This is a genomic window from Duganella sp. BJB1802 (assembly GCF_013369445.1).
Classification (GTDB): Bacteria; Pseudomonadota; Gammaproteobacteria; order Burkholderiales; family Burkholderiaceae_D; genus Rugamonas; species Rugamonas vulcania_A.
On record NZ_JABWEF010000004.1, the window covers coordinates 315,493 to 337,081 of the forward strand.

General features: G+C 61.7%; 24 protein-coding genes. 6 read left to right on the forward strand and 18 right to left on the reverse strand.

Annotation, left to right across the window (positions count from 1 at the left end):
- Positions 1–39: 39 nt before the first annotated feature.
- Genes HUX88_RS09180 through HUX88_RS09190 form a run of 3 tightly spaced genes read right to left on the reverse strand, consistent with a single transcriptional unit; the run spans position 40 to position 2,465 of the window.
- Positions 40–1,239, reverse strand: coding sequence for an MFS transporter (locus HUX88_RS09180; RefSeq protein ID WP_373886768.1), 1,200 nt, complete (start codon positions 1,237–1,239; stop codon positions 40–42).
- A 58-nt stretch (positions 1,240–1,297) separates the two neighbouring features.
- Positions 1,298–1,768 (reverse strand): cyanase, encoded by a 471-nt coding sequence (gene cynS / locus HUX88_RS09185; protein ID WP_161084268.1) that lies wholly within the window; start codon positions 1,766–1,768, stop codon positions 1,298–1,300.
- A 34-nt stretch (positions 1,769–1,802) separates the two neighbouring features.
- The gene (locus HUX88_RS09190; protein WP_176361569.1) at positions 1,803–2,465 is read right to left on the reverse strand and encodes a carbonic anhydrase; all 663 of its coding nucleotides are present in this window, start codon (positions 2,463–2,465) and stop codon (positions 1,803–1,805) included.
- Between the two features lie 111 nt (positions 2,466–2,576).
- Here HUX88_RS09190 and cynR point away from each other — a divergent pair, with 111 nt between their 5' ends.
- The 5 genes from cynR to HUX88_RS09215 all read left to right on the forward strand — a co-directional run bounded on the left by cynR (position 2,577) and on the right by HUX88_RS09215 (position 5,469).
- Entirely contained in the window at positions 2,577–3,458 is an 882-nt protein-coding gene (gene cynR / locus HUX88_RS09195) for a transcriptional regulator CynR (protein WP_176361570.1), read from the forward strand.
- A gap of 96 nt (positions 3,459–3,554) precedes the next feature.
- Positions 3,555–4,016 (forward strand): DUF3304 domain-containing protein, encoded by a 462-nt coding sequence (locus tag HUX88_RS09200; RefSeq protein WP_117012362.1) that lies wholly within the window; start codon positions 3,555–3,557, stop codon positions 4,014–4,016.
- A gap of 22 nt (positions 4,017–4,038) precedes the next feature.
- The gene (locus HUX88_RS09205) at positions 4,039–4,500 is read left to right on the forward strand and encodes a DUF3304 domain-containing protein (protein WP_176361571.1); all 462 of its coding nucleotides are present in this window, start codon (positions 4,039–4,041) and stop codon (positions 4,498–4,500) included.
- 18 nt (positions 4,501–4,518) lie between these two features.
- The gene (locus HUX88_RS09210; protein WP_176361572.1) at positions 4,519–4,995 is read left to right on the forward strand and encodes a DUF3304 domain-containing protein; all 477 of its coding nucleotides are present in this window, start codon (positions 4,519–4,521) and stop codon (positions 4,993–4,995) included.
- Positions 4,996–5,007: 12 nt separating this feature from the next.
- A complete protein-coding gene (locus HUX88_RS09215) occupies positions 5,008–5,469 on the forward strand; it encodes a DUF3304 domain-containing protein (protein WP_176361573.1) in 462 nt (153 codons plus the stop codon).
- A gap of 62 nt (positions 5,470–5,531) precedes the next feature.
- Here HUX88_RS09215 and HUX88_RS09220 read toward each other — a convergent pair whose 3' ends face one another.
- From HUX88_RS09220 to HUX88_RS09285, 14 genes are all read right to left on the reverse strand, one after another.
- Positions 5,532–5,954 carry a F0F1 ATP synthase subunit epsilon gene (locus HUX88_RS09220; RefSeq protein WP_008443442.1) on the reverse strand — a complete coding sequence of 141 codons (423 nt, stop codon included), beginning with the start codon at positions 5,952–5,954 and terminating at the stop codon, positions 5,532–5,534.
- 60 nt (positions 5,955–6,014) lie between these two features.
- On the reverse strand, positions 6,015–7,415 hold the full coding sequence (gene atpD / locus HUX88_RS09225; protein WP_117012360.1) for a F0F1 ATP synthase subunit beta: 1,401 nt from the start codon (positions 7,413–7,415) through the stop codon (positions 6,015–6,017).
- Between the two features lie 30 nt (positions 7,416–7,445).
- The gene (gene atpG, locus HUX88_RS09230; protein ID WP_117012359.1) at positions 7,446–8,321 is read right to left on the reverse strand and encodes a F0F1 ATP synthase subunit gamma; all 876 of its coding nucleotides are present in this window, start codon (positions 8,319–8,321) and stop codon (positions 7,446–7,448) included.
- 60 nt (positions 8,322–8,381) lie between these two features.
- Positions 8,382–9,923 carry a F0F1 ATP synthase subunit alpha gene (gene atpA, locus HUX88_RS09235; RefSeq protein ID WP_117012358.1) on the reverse strand — a complete coding sequence of 514 codons (1,542 nt, stop codon included), beginning with the start codon at positions 9,921–9,923 and terminating at the stop codon, positions 8,382–8,384.
- Positions 9,924–9,985: 62 nt separating this feature from the next.
- Positions 9,986–10,531: a F0F1 ATP synthase subunit delta gene (locus HUX88_RS09240; RefSeq protein ID WP_161084274.1), complete on the reverse strand. Its 546-nt coding sequence runs from the start codon at positions 10,529–10,531 to the stop codon at positions 9,986–9,988.
- 2 nt (positions 10,532–10,533) lie between these two features.
- Positions 10,534–11,004 carry a F0F1 ATP synthase subunit B gene (locus HUX88_RS09245; RefSeq protein ID WP_117012356.1) on the reverse strand — a complete coding sequence of 157 codons (471 nt, stop codon included), beginning with the start codon at positions 11,002–11,004 and terminating at the stop codon, positions 10,534–10,536.
- A 42-nt stretch (positions 11,005–11,046) separates the two neighbouring features.
- Positions 11,047–11,310: a F0F1 ATP synthase subunit C gene (gene atpE / locus HUX88_RS09250; protein ID WP_371875058.1), complete on the reverse strand. Its 264-nt coding sequence runs from the start codon at positions 11,308–11,310 to the stop codon at positions 11,047–11,049.
- Between the two features lie 75 nt (positions 11,311–11,385).
- Positions 11,386–12,186, reverse strand: coding sequence for a F0F1 ATP synthase subunit A (atpB, locus tag HUX88_RS09255; protein WP_117012355.1), 801 nt, complete (start codon positions 12,184–12,186; stop codon positions 11,386–11,388).
- Between the two features lie 21 nt (positions 12,187–12,207).
- The gene (locus HUX88_RS09260) at positions 12,208–12,573 is read right to left on the reverse strand and encodes an ATP synthase subunit I (protein WP_117012753.1); all 366 of its coding nucleotides are present in this window, start codon (positions 12,571–12,573) and stop codon (positions 12,208–12,210) included.
- 283 nt (positions 12,574–12,856) lie between these two features.
- Positions 12,857–13,744: a ParB/RepB/Spo0J family partition protein gene (locus HUX88_RS09265; RefSeq protein WP_117012354.1), complete on the reverse strand. Its 888-nt coding sequence runs from the start codon at positions 13,742–13,744 to the stop codon at positions 12,857–12,859.
- Between the two features lie 9 nt (positions 13,745–13,753).
- The gene (locus HUX88_RS09270; RefSeq protein WP_117012353.1) at positions 13,754–14,524 is read right to left on the reverse strand and encodes a ParA family protein; all 771 of its coding nucleotides are present in this window, start codon (positions 14,522–14,524) and stop codon (positions 13,754–13,756) included.
- A 111-nt stretch (positions 14,525–14,635) separates the two neighbouring features.
- The gene (gene rsmG, locus HUX88_RS09275; RefSeq protein ID WP_176361574.1) at positions 14,636–15,286 is read right to left on the reverse strand and encodes a 16S rRNA (guanine(527)-N(7))-methyltransferase RsmG; all 651 of its coding nucleotides are present in this window, start codon (positions 15,284–15,286) and stop codon (positions 14,636–14,638) included.
- Positions 15,283–17,226, reverse strand: a complete 1,944-nt coding sequence (gene mnmG / locus HUX88_RS09280) for a tRNA uridine-5-carboxymethylaminomethyl(34) synthesis enzyme MnmG (protein WP_176361575.1) — start codon at positions 17,224–17,226, stop codon at positions 15,283–15,285. Before mnmG ends, rsmG begins: the two co-directional genes overlap by 4 nt.
- Before the next feature lie 158 nt (positions 17,227–17,384).
- A complete protein-coding gene (locus tag HUX88_RS09285) occupies positions 17,385–18,149 on the reverse strand; it encodes a TSUP family transporter (protein WP_117012752.1) in 765 nt (254 codons plus the stop codon).
- A 135-nt stretch (positions 18,150–18,284) separates the two neighbouring features.
- Between HUX88_RS09285 and HUX88_RS09290 the strand changes: the two genes are divergently transcribed.
- On the forward strand, positions 18,285–19,451 hold the full coding sequence (locus HUX88_RS09290) for an iron-containing alcohol dehydrogenase (RefSeq protein WP_176361576.1): 1,167 nt from the start codon (positions 18,285–18,287) through the stop codon (positions 19,449–19,451).
- 3 nt (positions 19,452–19,454) lie between these two features.
- Here HUX88_RS09290 and HUX88_RS09295 read toward each other — a convergent pair whose 3' ends face one another.
- Entirely contained in the window at positions 19,455–21,515 is a 2,061-nt protein-coding gene (locus HUX88_RS09295; protein WP_176361577.1) for a 3-hydroxybutyrate oligomer hydrolase family protein, read from the reverse strand.
- Positions 21,516–21,589 lie beyond the last annotated feature (74 nt).

A 21,589-nucleotide genomic window follows, 5' to 3' on the forward strand; every position in this document is an offset into this window, starting at 1 on the left:
GGCGTCCATCCCGGGCGGCCGCCGAGGCGCCGCCGGTGGTCACAATTTGCTTGCCTCGGCGGACGCGATCCGCGCCGGCTGAACGCGCCAGGCGGCCAGCGCGACGAGGCTCAGCGCGGCGCCGGCCAGCGACACGCCGCTCCACCCGGCGCGGGCGTAGACGTAGGTGGACAGCAAGGAGCCGGTGGCGCCGCCGATGAAATAACAGGTCATGTAGCAGGCCGTGAGGCGGCTTCCGGCGTCGGGACGCAGCTGGTTGATGACGCTGAGGTTCATCACGTGGACCGCCTGCGCCGTCAGGTCGAGCACCAGGATGCCGGCCACGAGTGCGGCGACGGACGTCCTGGCGGCGGCCAGCGGCAGCCAGGACAGCAGCAGCAGGCTCAGTCCCACGCTGGTGACCAGGCCGGCCTTGCCGCGATCCGCCCAGCGCCCGACCGGCGAAGCGGCCAGCGCGCCCGCCGCGCCGACCAGCCCGAACAGGCCGATCGTGCCGTCGTCGTAGCGGTAGGGTTCGGCCGCCAGCAGGAAGGACAGCGAAGTCCACAGCACGCTGAACACGCAAAACACCACCGCACCCAGGAAGGCACGGATGCGCAGCACCGGTTCTTCCGCGAACAGGGACAGGGTCGAGGCCAGCAGGCGCGGATAACTCAGCCCCGCCGACTGGTGATGCCGGGGCAGCGCCCGGCCAAGCGCGATCGCCGTCGCGACCATCATGGCGGCGCCGAACCAGTACACCGCCTGCCAGCCGGCGGCGGCGGACAAATAGCCGGCGACGGTCCGCGCCAGCAGAATGCCGAGCAGCAGGCCGCTCATGACGTTGCCGACGACCCGGCCGCGCTCTTCCGGCGCGGCCAGCGTGGCCGCGAACGGCACCAGGATTTGCGCCAGCACCGAGAACAGGCCGGTGACCAGCGTACCGGCCAGCACCAGCACCAGGCTGTCGGCGAGCGCCGTCAGCATCAGCCCCGCCGCGGACAGCAGGGCCATCACGACAATGAGCCGCTTGCGCTCGAACAGGTCGGCCAGCGGCACCAGCAGCATCAGGCCCAGGGCATAGCCGAGCTGGGCGGCGGTGACGATGCATCCGGCGCCGGCGTTGGAGATGCCCAGCCGGGCGGCGATGGTGTGCAGCAGCGGTTGCGCGTAGTAGTTGCTGGCCACGGCGACGCCGGTGGCCGCGGACATCAGGACGACGAGGCCTGTGCCGAGCTTGTTGGACGGGATGGTTGCCACGGTCGGGCGCCTTTCGGATGAGTGGCCCACGCCTGCGCTGGCGTGGGCCGGGCTGGCGTCAGTACGGCTTGTTCGGCAGGAACTTGCCGTTCAGGGTGATCACGGCGCGCTTGCCGCCTTCGGGATCGTCCTCGGTCTTGAAGTCCAGCTTGAAGTTGATCGCGCTGATGATGCCGTCGCCGAGCTCTTCGTGCACCAGCGCCTTCAGGGTCGTGCCATAGATCTGCACCATTTCATAGAAACGATAGATCGTCGGATCAGTGGGGATGCCGCCGGGGATGCTGCCGCGCAGGGGGATGGCTTGCAGTTGCGCGGCGTCGGCCTGGTCCAGGCCGAGGCGCTGGCACACCAGCTCGGCCGCTTCCTTGTTCAGCGTGTGCTGGCCCAGCAGCGCGGCGGTCACGTACGGGACGCTCAGGCCGCTGCCGGCGGCGATCTCTTTCCAGGACAGGTCTTTCAGCGCCTTGGCGGCCAGCACGCGATAGGTGACTTCGAGGCGGGGATCTTGAAATACATTCGACTGTTGCATGGTGATTTCCTTTATTAACGGGGTGGGTGGATGGTCAGGCGGCCAGGGCGCTGTGTTTCGGTGGCGTCGCCTGGGTGTGGGGATGGTCGGCCAGCGGAACGAAGCTGTTGGTCTCGCCGTCCAGCGCCACGATGGCGCCGGTTTCGATGTCGTAGACCCAGCCGTGCAGGTTCAGGCGGCCCTGCTCCAGCGCCAGCGCCACCGAGGGATGGGTGCGAATGTTGACCAGCTGCGCGATGACGTTTTCGCGCACCATGGAGTTGAGCCGCGCGGCCGGCGAGGCGTGGGTGCGGGCGGCGTTGACGACCTTGGCCGAATCCGCGTGGCGCAGCCAGCTGGCCACGGCCGGCAAGTGATCCAGGCACTTGCAGCTGGAGATGGCGGTCATCGCGCCGCAGTCCGAGTGGCCGCAGACGACGATGTCGGTCACGCCCAGCACCGCGACTGCGTACTCGACCGTGGCGGTCACGCCGCCGGGCTCGGAGCTGTAGGACGGCACGATATTGCCGGCGTTGCGGATGACGAAGATGTCGCCGGGATCCTGCTGGGTCAGCAGTTCGGGCACGACGCGGCTGTCCGAACAGGTGATGAACAACGCGCTCGGGCTTTGGGTGGTGGCCAGCTCCTTGAACAGCGACGACAGCGCCGGGAAGGCATGCTGCTGAAATTTGATCACTCCGTCGACGATGGACTTCATGGCGTTTCTCCTTGTGTGATGAGGCAGTGACGTCATGATGAGGCGGTGGAGCTATTACGTCCAAGACTCATATACAATGAAGTCCATAAGCAATACCTATAGTTTTAAGACATGCAACTACGCCATATCCGCTACCTGCTCGCCGTCGTGGAGCACCAGAATTTCACCCGCGCCGCCGAGGTGCTGCATGTGTCGCAGCCGACGTTGTCGCAGCAGATCCGCCAGCTGGAGGACACGCTGGGTGCCCAGCTGCTGGACCGGAGCGGACGGACGGTGCGGCCGACCGACGCCGGAACGGCTTATATCGAATACGCGCGCAGGGCATTGAGGGAACTTCAAGCGGGACAGCGCGCCATCCACGACGTCCGCGACCTGTCGCGCGGCGCGCTGCGCCTGGCGATGACGCCGACCTTCACCGCCTATCTGGTGGGGCCGGCGATCGAGCGCTTCAACGCCCGCTATCCCGGCATCGCCATCAACATCCGCGAGATGGCGCTGGACGCGATCGAATCCGCGCTGGCGGAAGACGAGGTCGATCTCGCCATCGCCTTCAGCGCGGTGCGGTCGGCGGAGCTCGATTGCCGCGCGCTATTTGTCGAGCAGCTCAGCGTGGTGGTGGGCGCCGGCCATCCGTTCACCGCGCGCGAGGATGGCATCGCTCCGGCCGACCTGGCGGCCATGCCGCTGGCGCTGCTGACCGCAGATTTCGCCACCCGCGTGCATGTGGACGCGTACTTCCAGGCGCAGGGCATGCGCCCGAGGATAGCCGTCGAGGCCAACACGATCAGCGGGATAGTCGAGATTGTTCGCCGGGGCAGCATCGCGACGATACTGCCGGACGCCATCGCGCGCGAGCACGAGGGGCTGCGGGCCATCGCCCTGACGCCGGCCTTCGCCCACCGCGGCGTTGCGCTGCTGAGCCGGAAAGGCGCTTACCAAAGCGCGGCGGCGATCGCCTTCGCCGAGCTGCTGGCGGCCATGGTCGCACTATGAAAAATCACTCATATCACCACGTGTGGAGCGGCATCCGCGGGTGGCCATCGCCAACGGGCTTCACGCCGCGCCAGCGCAACAGGTTGGGCTGAAAAAATGAAACGATTTATACACTTATTCGCGCTGGCCTCGGCGTTGGCTATCTCGGGATGCGCATCGCATCAACCGCAGGCGCAGCCGAGCGACAGGGCCACTGCCCAGGTCGGGATCGTCAACCATACCGGCAATTATATTTATTCGGCCTCGGTAGATGGCGCCGGCGGCGGGAATATGGCACGCTGGGGACAAGGCTTCGCCAATATCTGCTGCACTTCCATACCGCGTGTGTGGTATCCCGGTATGAAGGTGCTGGTGCGTTGGAATATGCCGATTGGCATTCAAGATGTCATCAAAGAAAAAACGGTGGAAGTCGAGAAGTACGACAAGCCGGGCAGCATCTACATGCACTTCTTCCCGAACGACGAGGTCCGCGTGGTGGTTAGCCCGGTTATACCAGGTAGTCCCGAATATCCCATTCGCCATCTCGGCAATCCTGACGCGCCCCCGGCTTCAAACTGACCACACGCGAAGAAATCATGAGATGAAACGATTTATACACTTACTCGCCGTCGCCTCGGCGTTAGCTATCTCGGGATGTGCATTGCATCAATCGCGGGTGCAGCCGAGCGACAGGGCCAACGCTCAGATCGGGATTGTTAACCATACTGGCAGCTATATTTATTCCGCCTCGGTAGATGGCGCCGGTGGCGGCAATATGGAAAGTTGGGGGGAAGGCTTCGCCAATATCTGCTGCACTTCCATCCCGCGTGTGTGGTATCCCGGCATGCAGGTTTTAGTGCGATGGGATATGCCTGAAGGACTGCAACACATAGTGAAAGAAAAAACGGTGGAAGTCGAGAAGTACGAAGCGCCGGGCAGCATCTACATGCACTTTTTTCCGAACGACGAAGTCCGTGTTGTGGTCAGCCGGGTCGCTCCGGGCAATCCCGCATATCCCATTCGTCATCTTGGCAATCCTGACACGCCACCGGCTTCAAACTGACAGGCGAAGAATCACGAGATGAAACGATTTATACACTTATTCACCGTCGCCTCGGCGGTAGCTGTCTCGGGTTGCGCGCTGCATCAACCGCAGGCGCAGCCGCGCGACAGGGCCACGGCCCAGGTCGGGATCGTCAACCATACCGGCAATTATATTTATTCGGCCTCGGTAGATGGCGCCGGGGGCGGGCATATGGAAAGTTGGGGAGAGGGATACGCCAATATCTGTTGCACTTCCATTCCGCGTGCATGGTATCCAGGTATGAAGGTTTTGGTCCGATGGGATATGCCAGAGGGGCATAAACACATCGTGAAAGAGAAAATAGTCGAAGTGGAGAAATATGAAGAAACAGGCAGCATCTACATGCACTTTTTCCCGAACGACGAGGTCCGCGTGGTGGTTAGCCCGGTTATACCAGGTAGTCCCGAATATCCCATTCGCCATCTTGGCAATCCTGACGCGCGCCCAGCTTCAAAACGACCACAGGCAGAGTGAAGAAATCACGAAATGAAACGATTTATACACTTATTCGCCATCGCCTCGGCGGTGGCCATCTCGGGATGCGCGTTGCATCAATCGCGGGCGCGGCCGAATGACCGAGCCAATGCTCAGATCGGAATTGTTAACCACACCGGCAATTACATTGATTCCGCATCGGTTGATGGCGCCGGTGGCGGGAATATGGCGCGCTGGGGGGAAGGCTTCGCCAATATCTGCTGCACTTCCATCCCGCGTGTGTGGTATCCCGGCATGCAGGTTTTAGTGCGATGGGATATGCCTGAAGGACATCAACACGTAGTGAGAGAAAAAACGGTGGAAGTCGAGAAGTACGAAGCGCCGGGCAGCATCTACATGCACTTTTTTCCGAACGACGAAGTCCGTGTTGTGGTCAGCCGGGTCGCTCCGGGCAATCCCGCGTATCCCATTCGTCATCTTGGCAATCCTGACGCATCCCCTGCTGCGAACTGACCAACGCCGCGCAATAAAAAAGGCAGCCGAGGCTGCCTTTTTGCTGTGATGCTTTGCGTTGCTTAGTGCTTGGCGCGCAGTTTGGCGATCGCCGCCAGCTGGCCGATGGCCGCCGCCAGTTCGGCTTGCGCTTTCGCGTAGTCGATCCCGGAGGTGTTGTTCGCCAGCGCTTCTTCGGCGCGTTTCTTGGCCGCTGCCGCTTTGGCCTCGTCCAGATCCTTGCCGCGAATCGCGGTATCCGCCAGCACCGTCACGGCGCCCGGCTGCACTTCCAGCAGGCCGCCAGCGACGAAGACAAATTCTTCCTCGGCTTGACCTGGTACCTGGATGCGCACCGCGCCCGGACGGATGCGGGTGATCAGCGGCGTGTGCTTGGGATAGATCCCCAGCTCGCCCTGCTCGCCCGGCAACGCGACGAATTCGGCTTCGCCCGAGTAGATCAACTCCTCGGCGGAAACCACGTCAACGTGAATAGTGTTTGCCATGTGTGTCCTGTCGGTGTGATGCGGCCCCGCTTGCACAGGGCCGCGCTCAAAGCTCAACGATTAGTTGAGTTTCTTGGCTTTTTCGATTGCTTCGTCGATCGTGCCAACCATGTAGAACGCTTGTTCTGGCAGGTGATCGAGTTCGCCGGAAGCGATCATTTTGAAGCCCTTGATCGTGTCTTTCAGCGAAACGTATTTACCTGGCGAACCGGTAAACACTTCAGCAACGTGGAATGGCTGCGACAGGAAACGCTGCATCTTACGTGCGCGCGATACCAGCAGCTTGTCTTCCGGCGCCAGTTCGTCCATGCCCAGAATCGCGATGATGTCGCGCAGTTCCTTGTAACGCTGCAGGGTGCCCTGAACAGCGCGCGCGGTGTCGTAGTGCTCTTGGCCGACGACCAGCGGATCCAGCTGACGCGAGGTCGAATCCAGCGGGTCCACCGCAGGGTAGATACCCAGCGAGGCGATGTCACGCGACAGAACGACGGTCGAATCCAGGTGACCGAAGGTGGTCGCTGGCGATGGGTCGGTCAAGTCATCCGCTGGAACGTAGACGGCCTGGATCGAGGTGATCGAACCGGTCTTGGTCGAGGTGATGCGCTCTTGCAGACGGCCCATTTCTTCGGCCAGGGTAGGCTGGTAACCCACTGCGGAAGGCATACGGCCCAGCAGTGCGGAAACTTCGGTACCGGCCAGCGTGAAGCGGTAGATGTTATCGACGAAGAACAGAACGTCCTTGCCTTCGTCACGGAACGCTTCCGCCATGGTCAGGCCGGTCAGCGCGACGCGCAGACGGTTGCCAGGTGGTTCGTTCATCTGACCGTAGACCATCGCCACTTTCGAGTTGGCCGGGTTTTCCAGGTCGACCACTTTGGCGTCAGCCATTTCGTGGTAGAAGTCGTTACCTTCGCGGGTACGCTCACCAACGCCGGCGAACACGGACAGACCCGAGTGCGCTTTGGCGATGTTGTTGATCAGTTCCATCATGTTCACGGTCTTGCCCACACCTGCACCGCCGAACAGACCGACCTTACCGCCTTTTGCGAACGGGCAGACCAGGTCGATAACTTTGATGCCGGTTTCCAGCAGGTCCTGCGATGGCGACAGTTCGTCGTATGCAGGAGGCGTGCGGTGGATCGAGGCGATCTGGTCGTGAGCGACCGGGCCGCATTCGTCGATCGGGTTGCCCAGCACGTCCATGATGCGACCCAGGGTAGCTTTACCCACTGGCACCATGATCGGCTTGCCGGTGTTCTGGATCATCATGCCGCGGCGCAGGCCGTCGGACGAACCCAGAGCAATGGTACGGACCACGCCGTCGCCCAGCTGTTGTTGTACTTCCAGGGTCAGCTCGGAGCCAGCCATCTTCAAGGCATCAAATACCTTAGGCATCGCGTTGCGTGGAAACTCTACGTCCACCACAGCGCCGATACACTGAACGATTTTGCCATCAGCCATGTTCGTTCCTTCAAATATAGTTAAATTCGTTTAAACCGCAGCCGCACCGGCGACGATTTCGGAGAGTTCTTTGGTAATCGCAGCTTGACGGGTCTTGTTGTAAATCAGCTTCAATTCGCCGATCACGTTACCGGCGTTGTCGCTTGCCGATTTCATCGCCACCATACGCGCCGATTGCTCGGACGCCAGGTTTTCCGCCACCGACTGGTACACCAGCGCTTCCACATAGCGCTCCAGCAGCTCATCAATCACGGTCGCCGCGTCTGGCTCGTAGATGTAATCCCAGTTGTGATTACCTGCGTCAGCCTGCGTCTTGGCCGCTGGCAGTGGCAGCAACTGCTCCACTACCGGCTCTTGCTTCATCGTGTTAATGAACTTGGTGTAGCACAGGTAGACTGCGTCGATCTCGCCATTCTGGAACTTTTCCAGCATGACCTTGACCGGTCCGATCAGTTTTTCCAGGTGCGGCGTGTCGCCGATCTGCGTTACTTGCGCAACGACAGGGATGCCCACGCGATTCAAAAAACCCAAACCTTTGTTACCGATAGCTACCGCGGCAATCTTGTTGCCGGCTGTTTCCAGCTCACGGGTTTTCGCCGTCACCATGCGCAGGATGTTGGTGTTCATGCCGCCGCACAGACCTTTGTCGGTGGTGACGATCACGAAGCCAACTGCCTTCGCCGTGTCCTTTTGCTCTTCAGCCAGGAACGGGTGGGTGTATTCCGGATTTGCGGTAGCCAGATTAGCGGCGATATTGCGAATCTTTTCACTGTAGGGACGGGCGGCGCGCATGCGATCCTGCGCTTTGCGCATTTTCGATGCGGCGACCATTTCCATCGCCTTGGTGATCTTCTTCGTATTCTCTACGCTCTTGATCTTGCCACGTATCTCTTTGCCTACTGCCATGAGTCCTTACTCCTTCTGCGCTGAAGGCGATCCAGGGTTCAGTCTGGATCGCCGTGCCGATTAATATGCGCCGGATTTCTTGAAGTCAGCAATGGCGGCCGACAGCGTTGCTTCGCCGTCCTTGTCCAGTTGCTTCGACGATTCAATCTTGGACATCAGGTCAGCTTGCTTGGTCTTCAGGTAGGCGTGCAGGCCAGCTTCGAACGGCAGAACTTTCTTGACAGGCACGTCGTCCAGGTAGCCCTTGTTCACTGCGAACAGCGAAGCGGCCATCATGGAGATCGACAGTGGCGAGTACTGAGCCTGCTTCAGCAGTTCGGTCACGCGGGCGCCGCGGTCCAGCTGCTTGCGGGTCGATTCGTCCAGGTCGGAAGCGAACTGCGCGAACGCAGCCAGTTCACGGTACTGCGCCAAGTCGGTACGGATACCGCCGGACAGGTTTTTGATGACCTTGGTCTGAGCGGCGCCACCAACGCGCGACACCGAGATACCGGCGTTGATCGCAGGACGGATGCCCGAGTTGAACAGCGAGGTTTCCAGGAAGATCTGGCCGTCGGTAATCGAAATCACGTTGGTTGGAACGAACGCCGAAACGTCGCCAGCCTGGGTTTCAATGATCGGCAGTGCGGTCAGCGAGCCGGTCTTGCCTTTGACTGCGCCGCCGGTGAAGGCTTCGACGTAGTCGGCGTTGACGCGTGCTGCGCGTTCCAGCAGACGGGAGTGCAGGTAGAACACGTCGCCTGGGTAGGCTTCGCGGCCTGGTGGGCGGCGCAGCAGCAGGGAGATCTGACGGTAGGCCACGGCTTGCTTGGACAGGTCGTCGTACACGATCAGCGCGTCTTCGCCGCGGTCGCGGAAGTACTCGCCCATGGTGCAGCCCGAGTAGGCCGAGATGTACTGCATCGCTGCCGATTCGGCGGCCGATGCGGCCACAACGATGGTGTACTCCATCGCGCCGTGCTGTTCCAGCGAACGCACGATGTTCTTGATCGTCGAGGCTTTCTGACCGATAGCCACGTAGATGCAGGTCATGCCCTGGCCTTTTTGGTTGATGATCGCATCAACGGCCACGGCGGACTTACCGGTTTGACGGTCGCCGATGATCAGCTCGCGCTGGCCACGGCCAATTGGTACCATCGCGTCGATCGATTTCAGGCCGGTCTGCATAGGCTGCGAGACGGACTCGCGGGCGATAACGCCCGGCGCGATCTTTTCGATTGGTGCGGTCAGTTTGGCATCGACAGCGCCTTTGCCGTCGATCGGCTGGCCCAGGGCGTTGACCACGCGGCCACGCAGTTCAGGACCGACCGGCACTTCCAGGATGCGGCCGGTGCACTTGACCGTGTCGCCTTCGGAGATGTGCTCGTAAGCACCCAGAATCACGGCGCCGACGGAGTCACGCTCCAGGTTCATCGCCAGACCAAAGGTGTTACCAGGGAATTCCAGCATTTCGCCCTGCATCACGTCCGACAGGCCGTGGATGCGGACGATACCGTCGGCCACGGAAATAACCGTGCCTTGGTTGCGTACTTCAGCGCCGCCATCAAGGCCTTGGATACGGCTCTTGATCAGCTCGCTGATTTCAGATGGGTTGAGTTGCATACTAACTCCTAAAAGTGTTTCTCTCAGCTTGCGCGAGATGAAGAATCTGTTCTAAGCGGCGCTTACGCGACCAGCGCAACACGCATTTGCTGCAACTTGGCGCGGACCGACGTGTCCAGCACCTGGTCGCCAACGACGACGCGCACGCCACCGATCAACGCGGGATCCACGGTCACGACCGGGTTCAGCTTGCGGCTGAATTTCTTCTCCAGCGTGGCGACCAGCTCGCTCACTTGAGCCGAGCTCAGGTCGAAGGCGCTGGTGATGTCGGCGTCTGCCGCACCTTCCACGGCGTTTTTCAACGCCTGGAATTGCGCGCCGATTTCCGGCAGCAGACTGATGCGGCCGTTTTCGACCAGCATCGCCAGGAAGTTTTTCGCTTCCGTGTTGAGCGGCGACTTGACCAGTGCCGTAATGGCGGCGCTCACATCGCTAGCCGAAGCTTTCGGGTTGCGGGCGAATGCTTGCACCTCGGGGTGGGCACCGATCTGGGCCAGTTCGGCCACCAGTTCGGACCACGCCGCGAGGTTGAACGATTCCTTACCTGCTTGGGCTACGCGGAACAAAGCTTCCGCGTAGGGACGGGCGACGGTTGCGTTTTCTGCCATGATTACAGCTCGACAGACAGGCGCGACAACAGATCGGCGTGGGCCGAGGCGTTGACTTCGCGCTTGAGGATTTGCTCGGCGCCCTTCACAGCCAGGTCAGCCACCTGAGCGCGCAGCGCTTCGCGCGCCTTGGCCAGTTGCTGATCGGCGTCGGCCTTGGCTTGCGCAATGATGCGGTCCGCTTCGGCTTGTGCATTAGCTTTGATTTCTTCTGCCACCAGTTGCGCGCGCTTTTCAGCGTCGGCAACGCGTTGCGAAGCTTCTTCGCGTGCACCTGCCAGCGCTTCGCTGGCGCGCTTCTCAGCCACTACCATCGCTTGCTGGCCTTGGTCGGCCGCAGCCAGACCATCAGCGATACGCTTGGCACGCTCATCCAACGCTGCATTCAGCGATGGAAATACGAACTTCATCGAAACCCAGACCAACACCGCGAAGGTGATCATCTGACCGATGAGAGACATATTGATGTCCATACCTTTGCTCCTAACTAAAAGTTTCTCCTAGAAGGGAGCGAATTAATGTGCCGCCAGAACAGCTGCCAGGAATGGGTTGCTGAAGGTGTACAGCAGAGCAACGCCGACGCCGATCATCGAGATCGCATCCAGCAGACCGGCGATAACGAACAGTTTGGTTTGCAGTTGTGGCATCAGTTCTGGTTGACGAGCCGAAGCTTCCAGGAATTTGCCGCCCAGAATTGCGAAACCGAGTGCGGTGCCGATAGCGGCCAGGCCGATGATGATTGCTGCGGCCAGAACGGTCATGCTTTGTACTTGTGCGATCAGAGCTTGCATTGAATTTCTCCTAAGATTTTAAAAAAGACTACGATACTGAAAAGTTAAAAACGATTTTGTTGCTTAGTGCTTCTCAACCGCGAGGCTCAGGTACACGACAGTCAACGCCATAAACACAAACGCTTGCAGGGTCACCACCAGGATGTGGAAGATAACCCAAGGACCACCCAGCAGCCACTGCGCCCACCATGGCAGCAGAGCGATCAGAATGAACAGCAGCTCGCCGGCATACATATTGCCGAAGAGTCGCAGCGACAGCGACAGTGGCTTGGCCAGCAACTCGATCATCTGGAAGATGAAGTTGACCGGGGCCAGCACGACAGCCATGAAGCCATGGGCGTGGAACGGCGCGGTCAGCAACTCTTTACCCCAGCCGCCGAGACCTTTGGCTTTGATCGAGAAACCAATAATGCACAGCATGACGCCGAACGACATGCCGAAAGTGTGGTTGACGTCCGCGGTCGGCACGACTCGCAGCTTGTGGACGCCAGCGTAGCCAAGCAGCTTAGGCAGCAGGTCGACCGGCAGGAAGTCCATCGCGTTCATCAGCCAAACCCAGCAGAAGATCGTGATGGCCAGCGGCGCGATAACCTTGCTCTTGGCGTGGAATGCGGAATTGACGACTTCGTTCACCAGCTCCATGACGGCTTCGACGAAGTTTTGCAGCTTGCCCGGCACGCCGGCGGTCGCGCGGCGCGAGGCCATGTAGAACACACCGAGGAAAATCAAGCCCAGAATGGCCGAAACCCAGAACGTGTCCAGGTTAAAGGCGCCATCCGCAGACTTCAGATGCGACAGGTGATGCTGAATGTACTCGATGGAGGTGGGCGCTTCGTGTGCCCCTACAGCGTTTTCTGTGGTCATAAAAGTAGTAGATTTTGGTGATTAAATTGCGAGCAGTGAAAACCAATAAGCTAAGGTTGCCACCGCGAAACCCAAGATCAGCCATAACCAAGAGGCCGACTGAAACAGCGCCAGTGCCAAAATAAACAGCACTACCGTGATAAATATTTTTACAACTTCGGCGCGTACATGCGACCGGAAAGCTTTTTTGGCGTCATTTGTTCCGCCCGCAACAATCATCGCGTACATCAGACTCCCGATGACTGCGATTGCTCCGCCATAGGCGGCCGACCAAGCTTTGAGCACTCCGCCCAAGTTCCAGGCGAGCAAGGCGAATCCAGTGGCGATGGCCAACTGGAGGGCGACGACTTTAAAAATCGGCTTGGAAATACTCGTCGAATCATTCATCTGGCGAGCTCCCGAAAAGCCGATAAAACCCAAAGACACGGGATTATATGTGTCTTTACTGTATCACGTCAAACATTGCTGCACCGCAGCAGAGCAATTGGTGCACGAAAGCGACGCTTTTATAAACAATTCCGCGCCGGTTGCACCAAGTTGGAACCAGTTAAGCGTTTTCGTTTTTCGGGAGCATTTTTGGGGTCAAGTCTGACATTCGGACACGGCCTCTGCCGTAACGGCGGTCTACGGCCGAGTTCGTGTCCGAATGTCAGACTTGACCCCAATTTTGTTAGGCGCGCAGGCGGGCGAGGACGCCGTCGAGGATGTCCAGGTCGGCGAAGTCGATGATCATCTGGCCGCGGCCCTTGCTGCCCATCTTGAAGACGACCGGGGTGGCCAGCTTGTCCGACAATTCTTCTTCCAGGCGGACGATGTCGCCGGATTTCTCTTTTTGACGTGCTTCGGCCGGCGGCGCTTTTTGATCTTCCAGCGTTTTTGCCACCAACTTTTCGGTTTCACGCACGGATAACCGTTTGGCGATGACCATGTTGGCCAGGTTGATCTGCGTCGCGGCGTCGACCGACAGCAAGGCGCGGGCGTGGCCCATGTCGATGTCGCCGGCCATCAGCATGGTCTGGACCGCATTGGCCAGGTTCATCAGGCGCAGCAGGTTGGAGACGGCGCTGCGCGAACGGCCCACGGCCGTGGCCGCCTGCTCGTGCGTGAAACTGAAGTCGGTGATCAGGCGATGGATGCCCTGCGCTTCTTCCAGCGGATTCAGGTCCTCGCGCTGCATGTTCTCGATCAGGGCCATCGCGGCGGCGGCCTGGTCGTCGACGTCGCGCACCAAAACAGGGAGCACTTCCAGGCCGGCGATTTGCGCGGCGCGGAATCGGCGTTCGCCGGCGATGATCTCGTACTTGGTTGCGCCGGTCAGCTTGTCGGTGCCGACCGGGCGGACCAGGATCGGTTGCATGATGCCCTGGGTCTTGATCGACGCGGCCAGCTCCTGCAGGCCGCCCTCGTCCATGCGCGTGCGCGGCTGGTACTTACCGGCCTGCATCTGCGTGACCGGCAGTTCGGACGGCGTGTTCGCGTCCGGGGTGGTGATGTCGCCGTCGCCGCCGAGCAGCGCTTCCAGGCCGCGACCCAGGCCTTTGAGTTTTTTGGTTGCCATTTTATTGCCTTACATTTTCTTGATGCGCTTGACCATCTCGGCGCCGAAGGCGATATACGCCTGCGCTCCCTTGGAGGATGGATCGAAGGTGACGCCCGGCAGGCCGTACGACGGCGCTTCGGCCAGCCGCACGTTGCGGGGGATGATGGTTTTGAAGACCTTGTCGCCGAAGTGCTGCTCCAGCTGGGCCGACACTTGCTGCGATAGCGTCATGCGCGGATCGAACATCACGCGCAGCAGGCCGATGATCTTCAGGTCCGGATTCAGGTTGGCGTGCACCTTCTTGATGGTGTTGACCAGGTCGGACAGCCCTTCCAGCGCGTAGTACTCGCACTGCATCGGGATGATGACGCCGTGCGCGGCGCACAGGCCGTTCAAGGTCAGCATCGACAGCGCGGGCGGGCAGTCGATCAGGATGAAGTCGTACTCCTTGTCGACCACGGCCAGCGCATCCTTCAGGCGGCGCTCGCGGTTGTCCAGCGAGACCATCTCGACTTCGGCGCCGGCCAGCTCGCGGTTGGACGGCAGGACGTCGAACTGTCCCGGCTCCGAACGCTGGCGCGCGGTGGCGACGTCGGACTCGCCCAGCATCACCTCATAGGTCGACGCAGGCAGGCCCGCCTTGTTGATGCCCGCGCCCATCGTCGCGTTGCCTTGCGGGTCCAGGTCGACCAGCAATACCCGCTGGCCCAGCTTTGCCAATCCGGCGGCCAAGTTTACCGTCGTGGTGGTTTTCCCCACACCACCCTTTTGATTCGCTACGCAAAAAATTTTCGCCATGTATTTCTTTGTGTTGTACTTCTTAATTATTTATACTATTAAAACGATATAAACGATTTATACTGTTTATACGGTATGAACCATATAAACCGTTTATATCGTATAAATCATTTACTTGGTTTCGGCCTGGATAAATACCAGGTGGCGCTCCGCGTCCAGCCCCGGCACTTCCAAAGGTTCCAGTTTCTGCACTTTCCATGGCTCCGGCAGCCGCTCGCGCTCCTCTGCCGGCGCCGTCCCTTTCAAGGCGATGAATCGCCCGCCCTCCTGCAGCAGGTGCCCGGACCAGTTGACGAAGTCGGACAGGTCGGCAAACGCCCGCGAGGTGATGACATCGAACTTGGTCTTCACTTCCAGCTGCTCCACGCGCTTGGTGTACACCGTCACGTTGGCCAGGCCCAGCTCCGCCTTCACCTGGTTCAGGAAGGCGGTCTTCTTGTGCACCGTGTCGATCATCGACACCTTCATGTCCGGACGGCTGATCGCCAGCACCATGCCCGGCAGGCCGCCCCCTGCCCCCACGTCCAGCACATTCTGCGCGCCGGCGAAGGCGGGCACCGCCGCCAGCGAATCGAGCACGTGCAGGGTGACCATCTGCATCGGATCGCGCACCGAGGTCAGGTTGTACACCGCGTTCCACTTGTTCAGCAGCGCCAGGTAGTCCAGCAATTTCTCCACCTGGTCGTCGCCGAGGTCCAGCTTCAGACTGTTGATACCTTGTTTTAAAACATCCGCAATGGCTACACGGTCAAACACCTTCATTGAACAGCCTCATCTTTTTGCGCGTTATCTTGATTAACAAATCCGCCGAAACCGGCTTTCTTCAGGTGCACCAGCAGCAGCGAGATCGCCGCGGGCGTCACGCCGGAGATGCGCGATGCCTGGCCCAGCGTTTCCGGACGCTGCGCGTGCAGCTTCTGGCGCACTTCCACCGACAGCGCGGTGATGTCCAGGTAGCTGAAACCTTCCGGCAATTTCAGGTTTTCGTAGTGCTCGTGGCGCTCGACTTCCTTGGTCTGGCGGTCGATATAGCCCGAATATTTGAGCTGGATTTCCACCTGTTCGCGCACCGCTTCGTCGCTCACGCCGGGGCCGGCCAGCTCGCGGCCGTCGATGCCGGACAGGCTCATCAGCTTGTCGTATTCGACGCCGGGACGGGCCAGCAGGTTGGCCAGCGAGTACTCGCGCTCGATCGCCTGGCCGATGACGCGCTCGGATTCGGCCGCTTCCAGGATGCGCGGATTCACCCACGTGGAACGCAGGCGCTCCAGCTCGCGCGCGACGGCTTCGCGCTTGGTCTCAAAGGCTTCCCACTGCGCGTCGCCGACGCAGCCCAGCTTGCGGCCGATCTCGGTCAGGCGCATGTCGGCGTTGTCTTCGCGCAGGCTCAGGCGATACTCGGCGCGGCTGGTGAACATGCGGTACGGTTCCATCACACCCTGCGTGACCAGATCGTCGACCATCACGCCCAGGTAGGCTTCGGAACGGGCCGGCGTCCAGGCTTCGCGGCCCTGGGTTTGCAGCGCGGCGTTGATGCCGGCCAGCATGCCCTGCGCCGCCGCTTCCTCGTAGCCGGTGGTGCCGTTGATCTGGCCGGCGAAGTACAGGCCGCCGATGGCCTTGGTTTCCAGCGAGGCCTTGAGGCCGCGCGGGTCGAAATAATCGTATTCGATGGCGTAGCCGGGACGCAGGATATGGGCGTTTTCCATGCCCTTCATCGAGCGCACCAGGTTGATTTGCACGTCGAACGGCAGGCTGGTGGAGATGCCGTTTGGATAGAATTCGTTGGTGGTCAGGCCTTCCGGTTCCAGGAAAATCTGGTGCGATTCCTTGGCCGAGAAGCGGTGGATCTTGTCCTCGATCGACGGGCAGTAGCGCGGGCCGACGCCTTCGATGACGCCGGTGTACATCGGGCTGCGGTCCAGGCCGGCGCGGATGATGTCGTGGGTCTGGGTGTTGGTGTGCGTGACCCAGCACGGCATTTGCTCGGGGTGCATGGCGGCGTTGCCCATCACCGAGAACACCGGCACCGGATCGAGGTCGCCGGGCTGTTCGGTCATCAGCGAGAAGTCGATACTGCGGCCGTCGATGCGCGGCGGCGTGCCGGTCTTCAGGCGGCCTTGCGGCAGCTTCAGTTCCTTCAGGCGGGCCGACAGCGAGATGGCCGGCGGATCGCCGGCGCGGCCGGCCGAGTAGTTCTGCAGGCCGACGTGGATCTTCCCATCGAGGAAAGTGCCGGCGGTCAGCACCACGGCCGGCGCCAGGAACTGCAGGCCGATCTGGGTGACGGCGCCAATCACGCGTTCGCCCTCCACCATCAGGTCGTCCACGGCCTGCTGGAACAGCCACAGGTTGGGCTGGTTTTCCAGGCGCGAACGGATGGCTTGCTTGTACAGGATGCGGTCGGCCTGGGCGCGGGTGGCGCGCACAGCCGGGCCCTTGGACGAATTCAGGATACGGAACTGGATGCCCGACTCATCGGTGGCGATGGCCATGGCGCCGCCCATGGCGTCGACTTCCTTGACCAGATGGCCTTTGCCGATACCGCCGATGGAGGGATTGCACGACATCTGGCCCAGCGTCTCAATGTTATGCGTGAGCAGCAGAGTCTTCTGGCCCATGCGGGCCGAAGCGAGGGCGGCTTCGGTGCCGGCGTGACCACCACCGACGACGATGACGTCGAATTTTGTAGGAAATAGCATGTTGGAATTGGTTAAAGCGAAGGGATCAAGGTCAGATTATAGAGTCTTTTTGCTGCTGCGACTTTTTTAAGCAAAAAAAATATCGGTGGATTGTTCCACGTGAAACATTGAAAAAGGGCTCCGAAGAGCCCTTAAACTTTGTTCCACGTGAAACAGTGTCACCACCGCAACCATGCATCGTAGCCAGTTTTTACGATCAAAACGATGACCACGACCAGGAACAGCTTGCGCACGAATCCGCTACCATGCTTCATCGCCATGCGTGAGCCGATGATGGAGCCGGCGATCTGAGCCACCGCCATGGTCGCGCCCAGTTGCCAGATCAGGTGGCCGCTGTAGCCGAACCAGACCAGCGCGGCAAAGTTGCACGCCACATTGACGACCTTGGCCACGGCCGACGCGCCGAGGAAGTCGAAGCCGAAGATGCGTACGAACAGGAACACCAGGAAGCTGCCGGTGCCGGGGCCGAAGAACCCGTCGTAGAAGCCGATGCCGGCGCCGATCAGCAGCGCCAGCGTCTGTTCCCTGGCGCCCGAGTGCACGGGCGCGTGGACGCTCCCGAAGTCTTTCTTGGCGAAGGTGTAGATCGCGACCGCCACCAGTACCACCGGCAGCAGCAGGCGCATGAAATCGGCCGAGACCTTGGTCACGGTGTAGGCGCCGAGGAAGGCGAAGACCAGCGCGGCGAGTGCGGCCGGCGTCGCCACCGACCAGGCGATCGCGACCCGGCGCGCGTAGCTCACCGCCGCGACGCCGGTGCCGAAGATGCTGGCCAGCTTGTTGGTGCCGATCAGCGTGGCGGGCGCCATGTTGGGAAACACCGAGAACATGGCAGGGAGTTGTATCAGCCCCCCGCCCCCAACCACCGCATCCACCAGACCCGCACCGAACGCCGCCACACCCAACACCAGATAATCGACCATCGCCTTGCCATCCTCAACCATGCAAAGGCTACATTGTACGGAAGAAATTCAAAGCGGCTCATGCACATCCTGCATGGCCCAGGGCGGGCGCAAATCAGGTAAGCTTCACGTGAAATCCACCACCCTGGAACCGCCATGACCGACTTCCCAGCGTTCGCCTTCAGCACCGTCGCCCACATCGTTTCCGAGCTCGGCGCCGCCGGCCGGCTCGGCGAGCACATCGCCCAACGCTTCCCGGCGGCCAAGCGCGCCCTCCTCGTCACCGATCCCGGCTTCCTGAAAACCGGCCTGGTCGATGCACCGGCCGCCAGCCTGCGCGCGGCGGGCCTGGCGGTGGCGATCTATTCCAACGTGGTGGCGGACCCGCCGGAGGCGGTGGTGCTTGAGGCGGTTGCAGCCGCCCGCGAGCACCGGGCCGACATCGTCATCGGTCTCGGCGGCGGCAGTTCGATGGACGTCGCCAAGCTGATCGCCGTGCTGGCCGGCAATGACCAGCCGCTCCACGCGATCTACGGCATCGGCAATGTGAAGGGCTCGCGGCTGCCGCTGGTGCAGATTCCGACCACCGCCGGCACCGGTTCGGAGGTGACCAACATCGCCATCGTCACCACCGGGGCCACCACAAAAATGGGCGTCGTCGCGCCGCAACTCTATGCCGATCTTGCATTGCTGGATGCAGAACTGACGCTCGGCCTGCCGCCCATGGTCACCGCCGCGACCGGCATCGACGCAATGGTGCACGCCATCGAGGCCTACACCAGCCGCCATAAAAAGAATCCGCTGTCCGACATCTTTGCGCGCAAGGCGCTCAGCCTGCTGTCCGCCAACCTGATCCGCGCCTGCGAAAACGGCAGCGACCTGGCGGCGCGCCAGGCCATGCTGCTGGGTGCGATGCTGGCCGGGCAGGCGTTCTCGAACGCACCGGTGGCGGCGGTGCATGCGCTGGCGTATCCGATAGGCGGGATCTTCCACGTGCCGCATGGGCTGTCGAACTCGCTGGTGCTGCCGCACGTGCTGCGCTTCAATGCGCCGGAGGCGGCAGGGCTGTACGCGGAACTGGCGGAGATCGTCGTGCCTCAGGCCAGCGGCAGCATCGAGGCGAGGGCGGAGGCGTTGGTTGTTGCGATGCAGCAAATAGCCATCATCACGGGGATAGAGCGGACTTTGCAGCAGGTGGGAATCAGGGAAACGGATCTGGACCGGCTGGCGGATGACGCCATGCTCCAGACCCGCTTGTTGGGGAATAACCCCCGCACCGTCACGCGCGACGATGCGAGGGCGATCTACGCGGCGGCCTTGTAGACCTTAGTTGGGCACATCGACCGTGGTGCCGCTGACCGTGATCGCGTTGGCGCCGGGCGTGGCGGCGATGGGCGGCACGTTGACCACGGTGATCGGCGTGGTGTTGTCGGCCCGCGGCACCGTGCGTACCAGCTGCGACGATGGCAGCGGCGTCGCCGAACTGCGCAGATTGGCCAGCATCGCATCCAGCGCGCGGAACAGGTAGACGTGCAACGGCACGATGTTGGCCGGCAGCGCGTTGGTGAAGGAATCGAAGTGGTTGGCGTTGGTCACCTCGATGTAGCGCAGCTTGCTGGCAGAGCCTTCCACCGACGCGTTCAGGCCCAGGTAGGCGCGTGAAGCGAAGTTCACCGGAATCAGCGTATCGCTGCGTCCCTGCACGATGATGGCAGGCTTGCCGTGCAGATTGCCGGTAGCCGCCACCTCGGCCATGCCCGCCTTCACGCGCGCGCTCTGCGCCGCCAGCGTGCCGCTCAGCGCACCGCCGGTGACAGGATCGATACCCGTCCCGAGCGAACGCAGGCACAGGAAGCCGTCCAGCGACTGGTCCGCCAGGCTGCTGCTCGGCGACACGCCAAAGTTGTAGGCCTTGGCGCCACCCACCGAATTCTCGTACACCACGCTGCCGACGATGCCGTTTTGCGTGGCGAAGCTGCTGGCCTTTTGCGCGGCAGTGAACGCCACCGGCGAGCCGGTCGCGTCGGTCGGGGCGAACGAGAATCCGCACACCTTGTCCGTCACCGAGAACTTGCCATAGGCGTTCGCATACGTCACCGCCACCAGGATGTTGGTGCCGGCGTGCGCCGCCTGCAGGATGTCGGAATCGACCAGCCAGCCGTAGGCCTTCAGACGCGCCTTGGCGTCCGCCTGCTGCGACGCCAGGTCGGTGCCGGTCAACAAGCCCTTGGCGGCCAGCGCCGTGCAACGGCCCGGCGCGGCGGCGGTGGAGGCGATGCAGGGCTGGTACAGCGCCGCATACGTCGAGTAGTCGAACAGCGCCTTGCCCTGCCCTGTCACGTTGACGCCGCCCTGGCGCACCGTGTAGCCGGTGGCGGTCTTGGGCTGAACCTGCGGCTCGGTGGCCGCCACGCCGCCGATCAGGCCCTTGGTGTCCTGTTCCGCAGCCAGCAGGGCCGAGCCGGCGCCGTTGGAGATGCTGGAGGCGATCGTCACCGTGTTCTTCGGCGTCAGGCGCACGATGTGGCTTTTGTTGTCCTTGGCCAGCACGCCGTACTTTTCGTTGAGCACGTAGAAGGCGAATTCCAGCGATTGCAGGGTGACCTTGCCCCAGTCCTTTTCCGGGTTCTGCTGCGAGTGCGCGTGCTTGAAGGCGATGCGCCCGGGCGACGACGAGGCGAACGCGGCGCGGTCGGCATCGCTTAGCGCCGGAGCGAACATGGCGTTCTTGCCGGCCGCGGCGCGGGTGGAGCGCACGCCGCTTTGCAGGTTCACGCTGTCGTCGTCGAAGGTGTAGAGGCCGGTACCGCTGCCCTTGTCGGCGTACGCCACCGCGCAGTTGTTCTTCAGGCCCCACTCGCCGGCGCTGCCGATGGCGCCGTACACGCCGCGCGATCCGCTCGATGTGCCGGTGACGATGCAGGGGTTGTTGACGTCGAAGCCGTTCGGGATCTGCACCATCAGGGTCACGTTCTGGTTGCCGGTGCCGTCGTCGGAGTAGGCGATGTACTCGGTGCCGGCGATCATGCCCTGCCCTGTTCCGGCCACGCCCCTGGCGTCCACGTTCGGGCCGTACAGCGTGCCATAGCCGCTGTTGACGTTGATGTCGAGCACGGCACGGTAGTTGGCGTAGATGGCGTTGCGCCGCAGCTCGGCGGCGGTGGGATTGGACGGATCGGCATACGCCGGCGCCGTGGTGGCGGCCAGGCCGGTCGCGCCCAGGCCGGCGGTCAGCAGGTCGTCGGTGGTGCCGTCGTAGGTCTTGCTGCTGATGGTGCCCAGATACGCGGGCAGCACGTTTAAGTCCTCGGCCGTGTCGTGCTCATTGGCACCGCAGGCGGTCAGCGCAATGCCGGCCAGCGCCAGCGTGATTTTCTTGATGTGCATGTCATCCTCTATGTCGATAAAAAGTTACGGACGGACTACTCCCACTCCGGCCTGCGGCCAGACGAAATGTACTA

Coding starts and splice junctions, on each gene's coding strand:
- HUX88_RS09200 (WP_117012362.1), top strand. CDS start 3,555: ATGAAACGATTTATACACTTATTCGCGCTGGCCTCGGCGTTGGCTATC.
- HUX88_RS09190 (WP_176361569.1), bottom strand. CDS start 2,465: ATGAAGTCCATCGTCGACGGAGTGATCAAATTTCAGCAGCATGCCTTC.
- HUX88_RS09210 (WP_176361572.1), top strand. CDS start 4,519: ATGAAACGATTTATACACTTATTCACCGTCGCCTCGGCGGTAGCTGTC.
- HUX88_RS09245 (WP_117012356.1), bottom strand. CDS start 11,004: ATGGACATCAATATGTCTCTCATCGGTCAGATGATCACCTTCGCGGTG.
- cynR (WP_176361570.1), top strand. CDS start 2,577: ATGCAACTACGCCATATCCGCTACCTGCTCGCCGTCGTGGAGCACCAG.
- HUX88_RS09265 (WP_117012354.1), bottom strand. CDS start 13,744: ATGGCAACCAAAAAACTCAAAGGCCTGGGTCGCGGCCTGGAAGCGCTG.
- rsmG (WP_176361574.1), bottom strand. CDS start 15,286: ATGAAGGTGTTTGACCGTGTAGCCATTGCGGATGTTTTAAAACAAGGT.
- mnmG (WP_176361575.1), bottom strand. CDS start 17,226: ATGCTATTTCCTACAAAATTCGACGTCATCGTCGTCGGTGGTGGTCAC.
- HUX88_RS09295 (WP_176361577.1), bottom strand. CDS start 21,515: ATGCACATCAAGAAAATCACGCTGGCGCTGGCCGGCATTGCGCTGACC.
- HUX88_RS09205 (WP_176361571.1), top strand. CDS start 4,039: ATGAAACGATTTATACACTTACTCGCCGTCGCCTCGGCGTTAGCTATC.
- HUX88_RS09215 (WP_176361573.1), top strand. CDS start 5,008: ATGAAACGATTTATACACTTATTCGCCATCGCCTCGGCGGTGGCCATC.
- atpG (WP_117012359.1), bottom strand. CDS start 8,321: ATGGCAGTAGGCAAAGAGATACGTGGCAAGATCAAGAGCGTAGAGAAT.
- HUX88_RS09290 (WP_176361576.1), top strand. CDS start 18,285: ATGACCGACTTCCCAGCGTTCGCCTTCAGCACCGTCGCCCACATCGTT.
- HUX88_RS09285 (WP_117012752.1), bottom strand. CDS start 18,149: ATGGTCGATTATCTGGTGTTGGGTGTGGCGGCGTTCGGTGCGGGTCTG.
- HUX88_RS09240 (WP_161084274.1), bottom strand. CDS start 10,531: ATGGCAGAAAACGCAACCGTCGCCCGTCCCTACGCGGAAGCTTTGTTC.
- HUX88_RS09220 (WP_008443442.1), bottom strand. CDS start 5,954: ATGGCAAACACTATTCACGTTGACGTGGTTTCCGCCGAGGAGTTGATC.
- atpA (WP_117012358.1), bottom strand. CDS start 9,923: ATGCAACTCAACCCATCTGAAATCAGCGAGCTGATCAAGAGCCGTATC.
- atpB (WP_117012355.1), bottom strand. CDS start 12,186: ATGACCACAGAAAACGCTGTAGGGGCACACGAAGCGCCCACCTCCATC.
- HUX88_RS09270 (WP_117012353.1), bottom strand. CDS start 14,524: ATGGCGAAAATTTTTTGCGTAGCGAATCAAAAGGGTGGTGTGGGGAAA.
- atpD (WP_117012360.1), bottom strand. CDS start 7,415: ATGGCTGATGGCAAAATCGTTCAGTGTATCGGCGCTGTGGTGGACGTA.
- cynS (WP_161084268.1), bottom strand. CDS start 1,768: ATGCAACAGTCGAATGTATTTCAAGATCCCCGCCTCGAAGTCACCTAT.
- HUX88_RS09260 (WP_117012753.1), bottom strand. CDS start 12,573: ATGAATGATTCGACGAGTATTTCCAAGCCGATTTTTAAAGTCGTCGCC.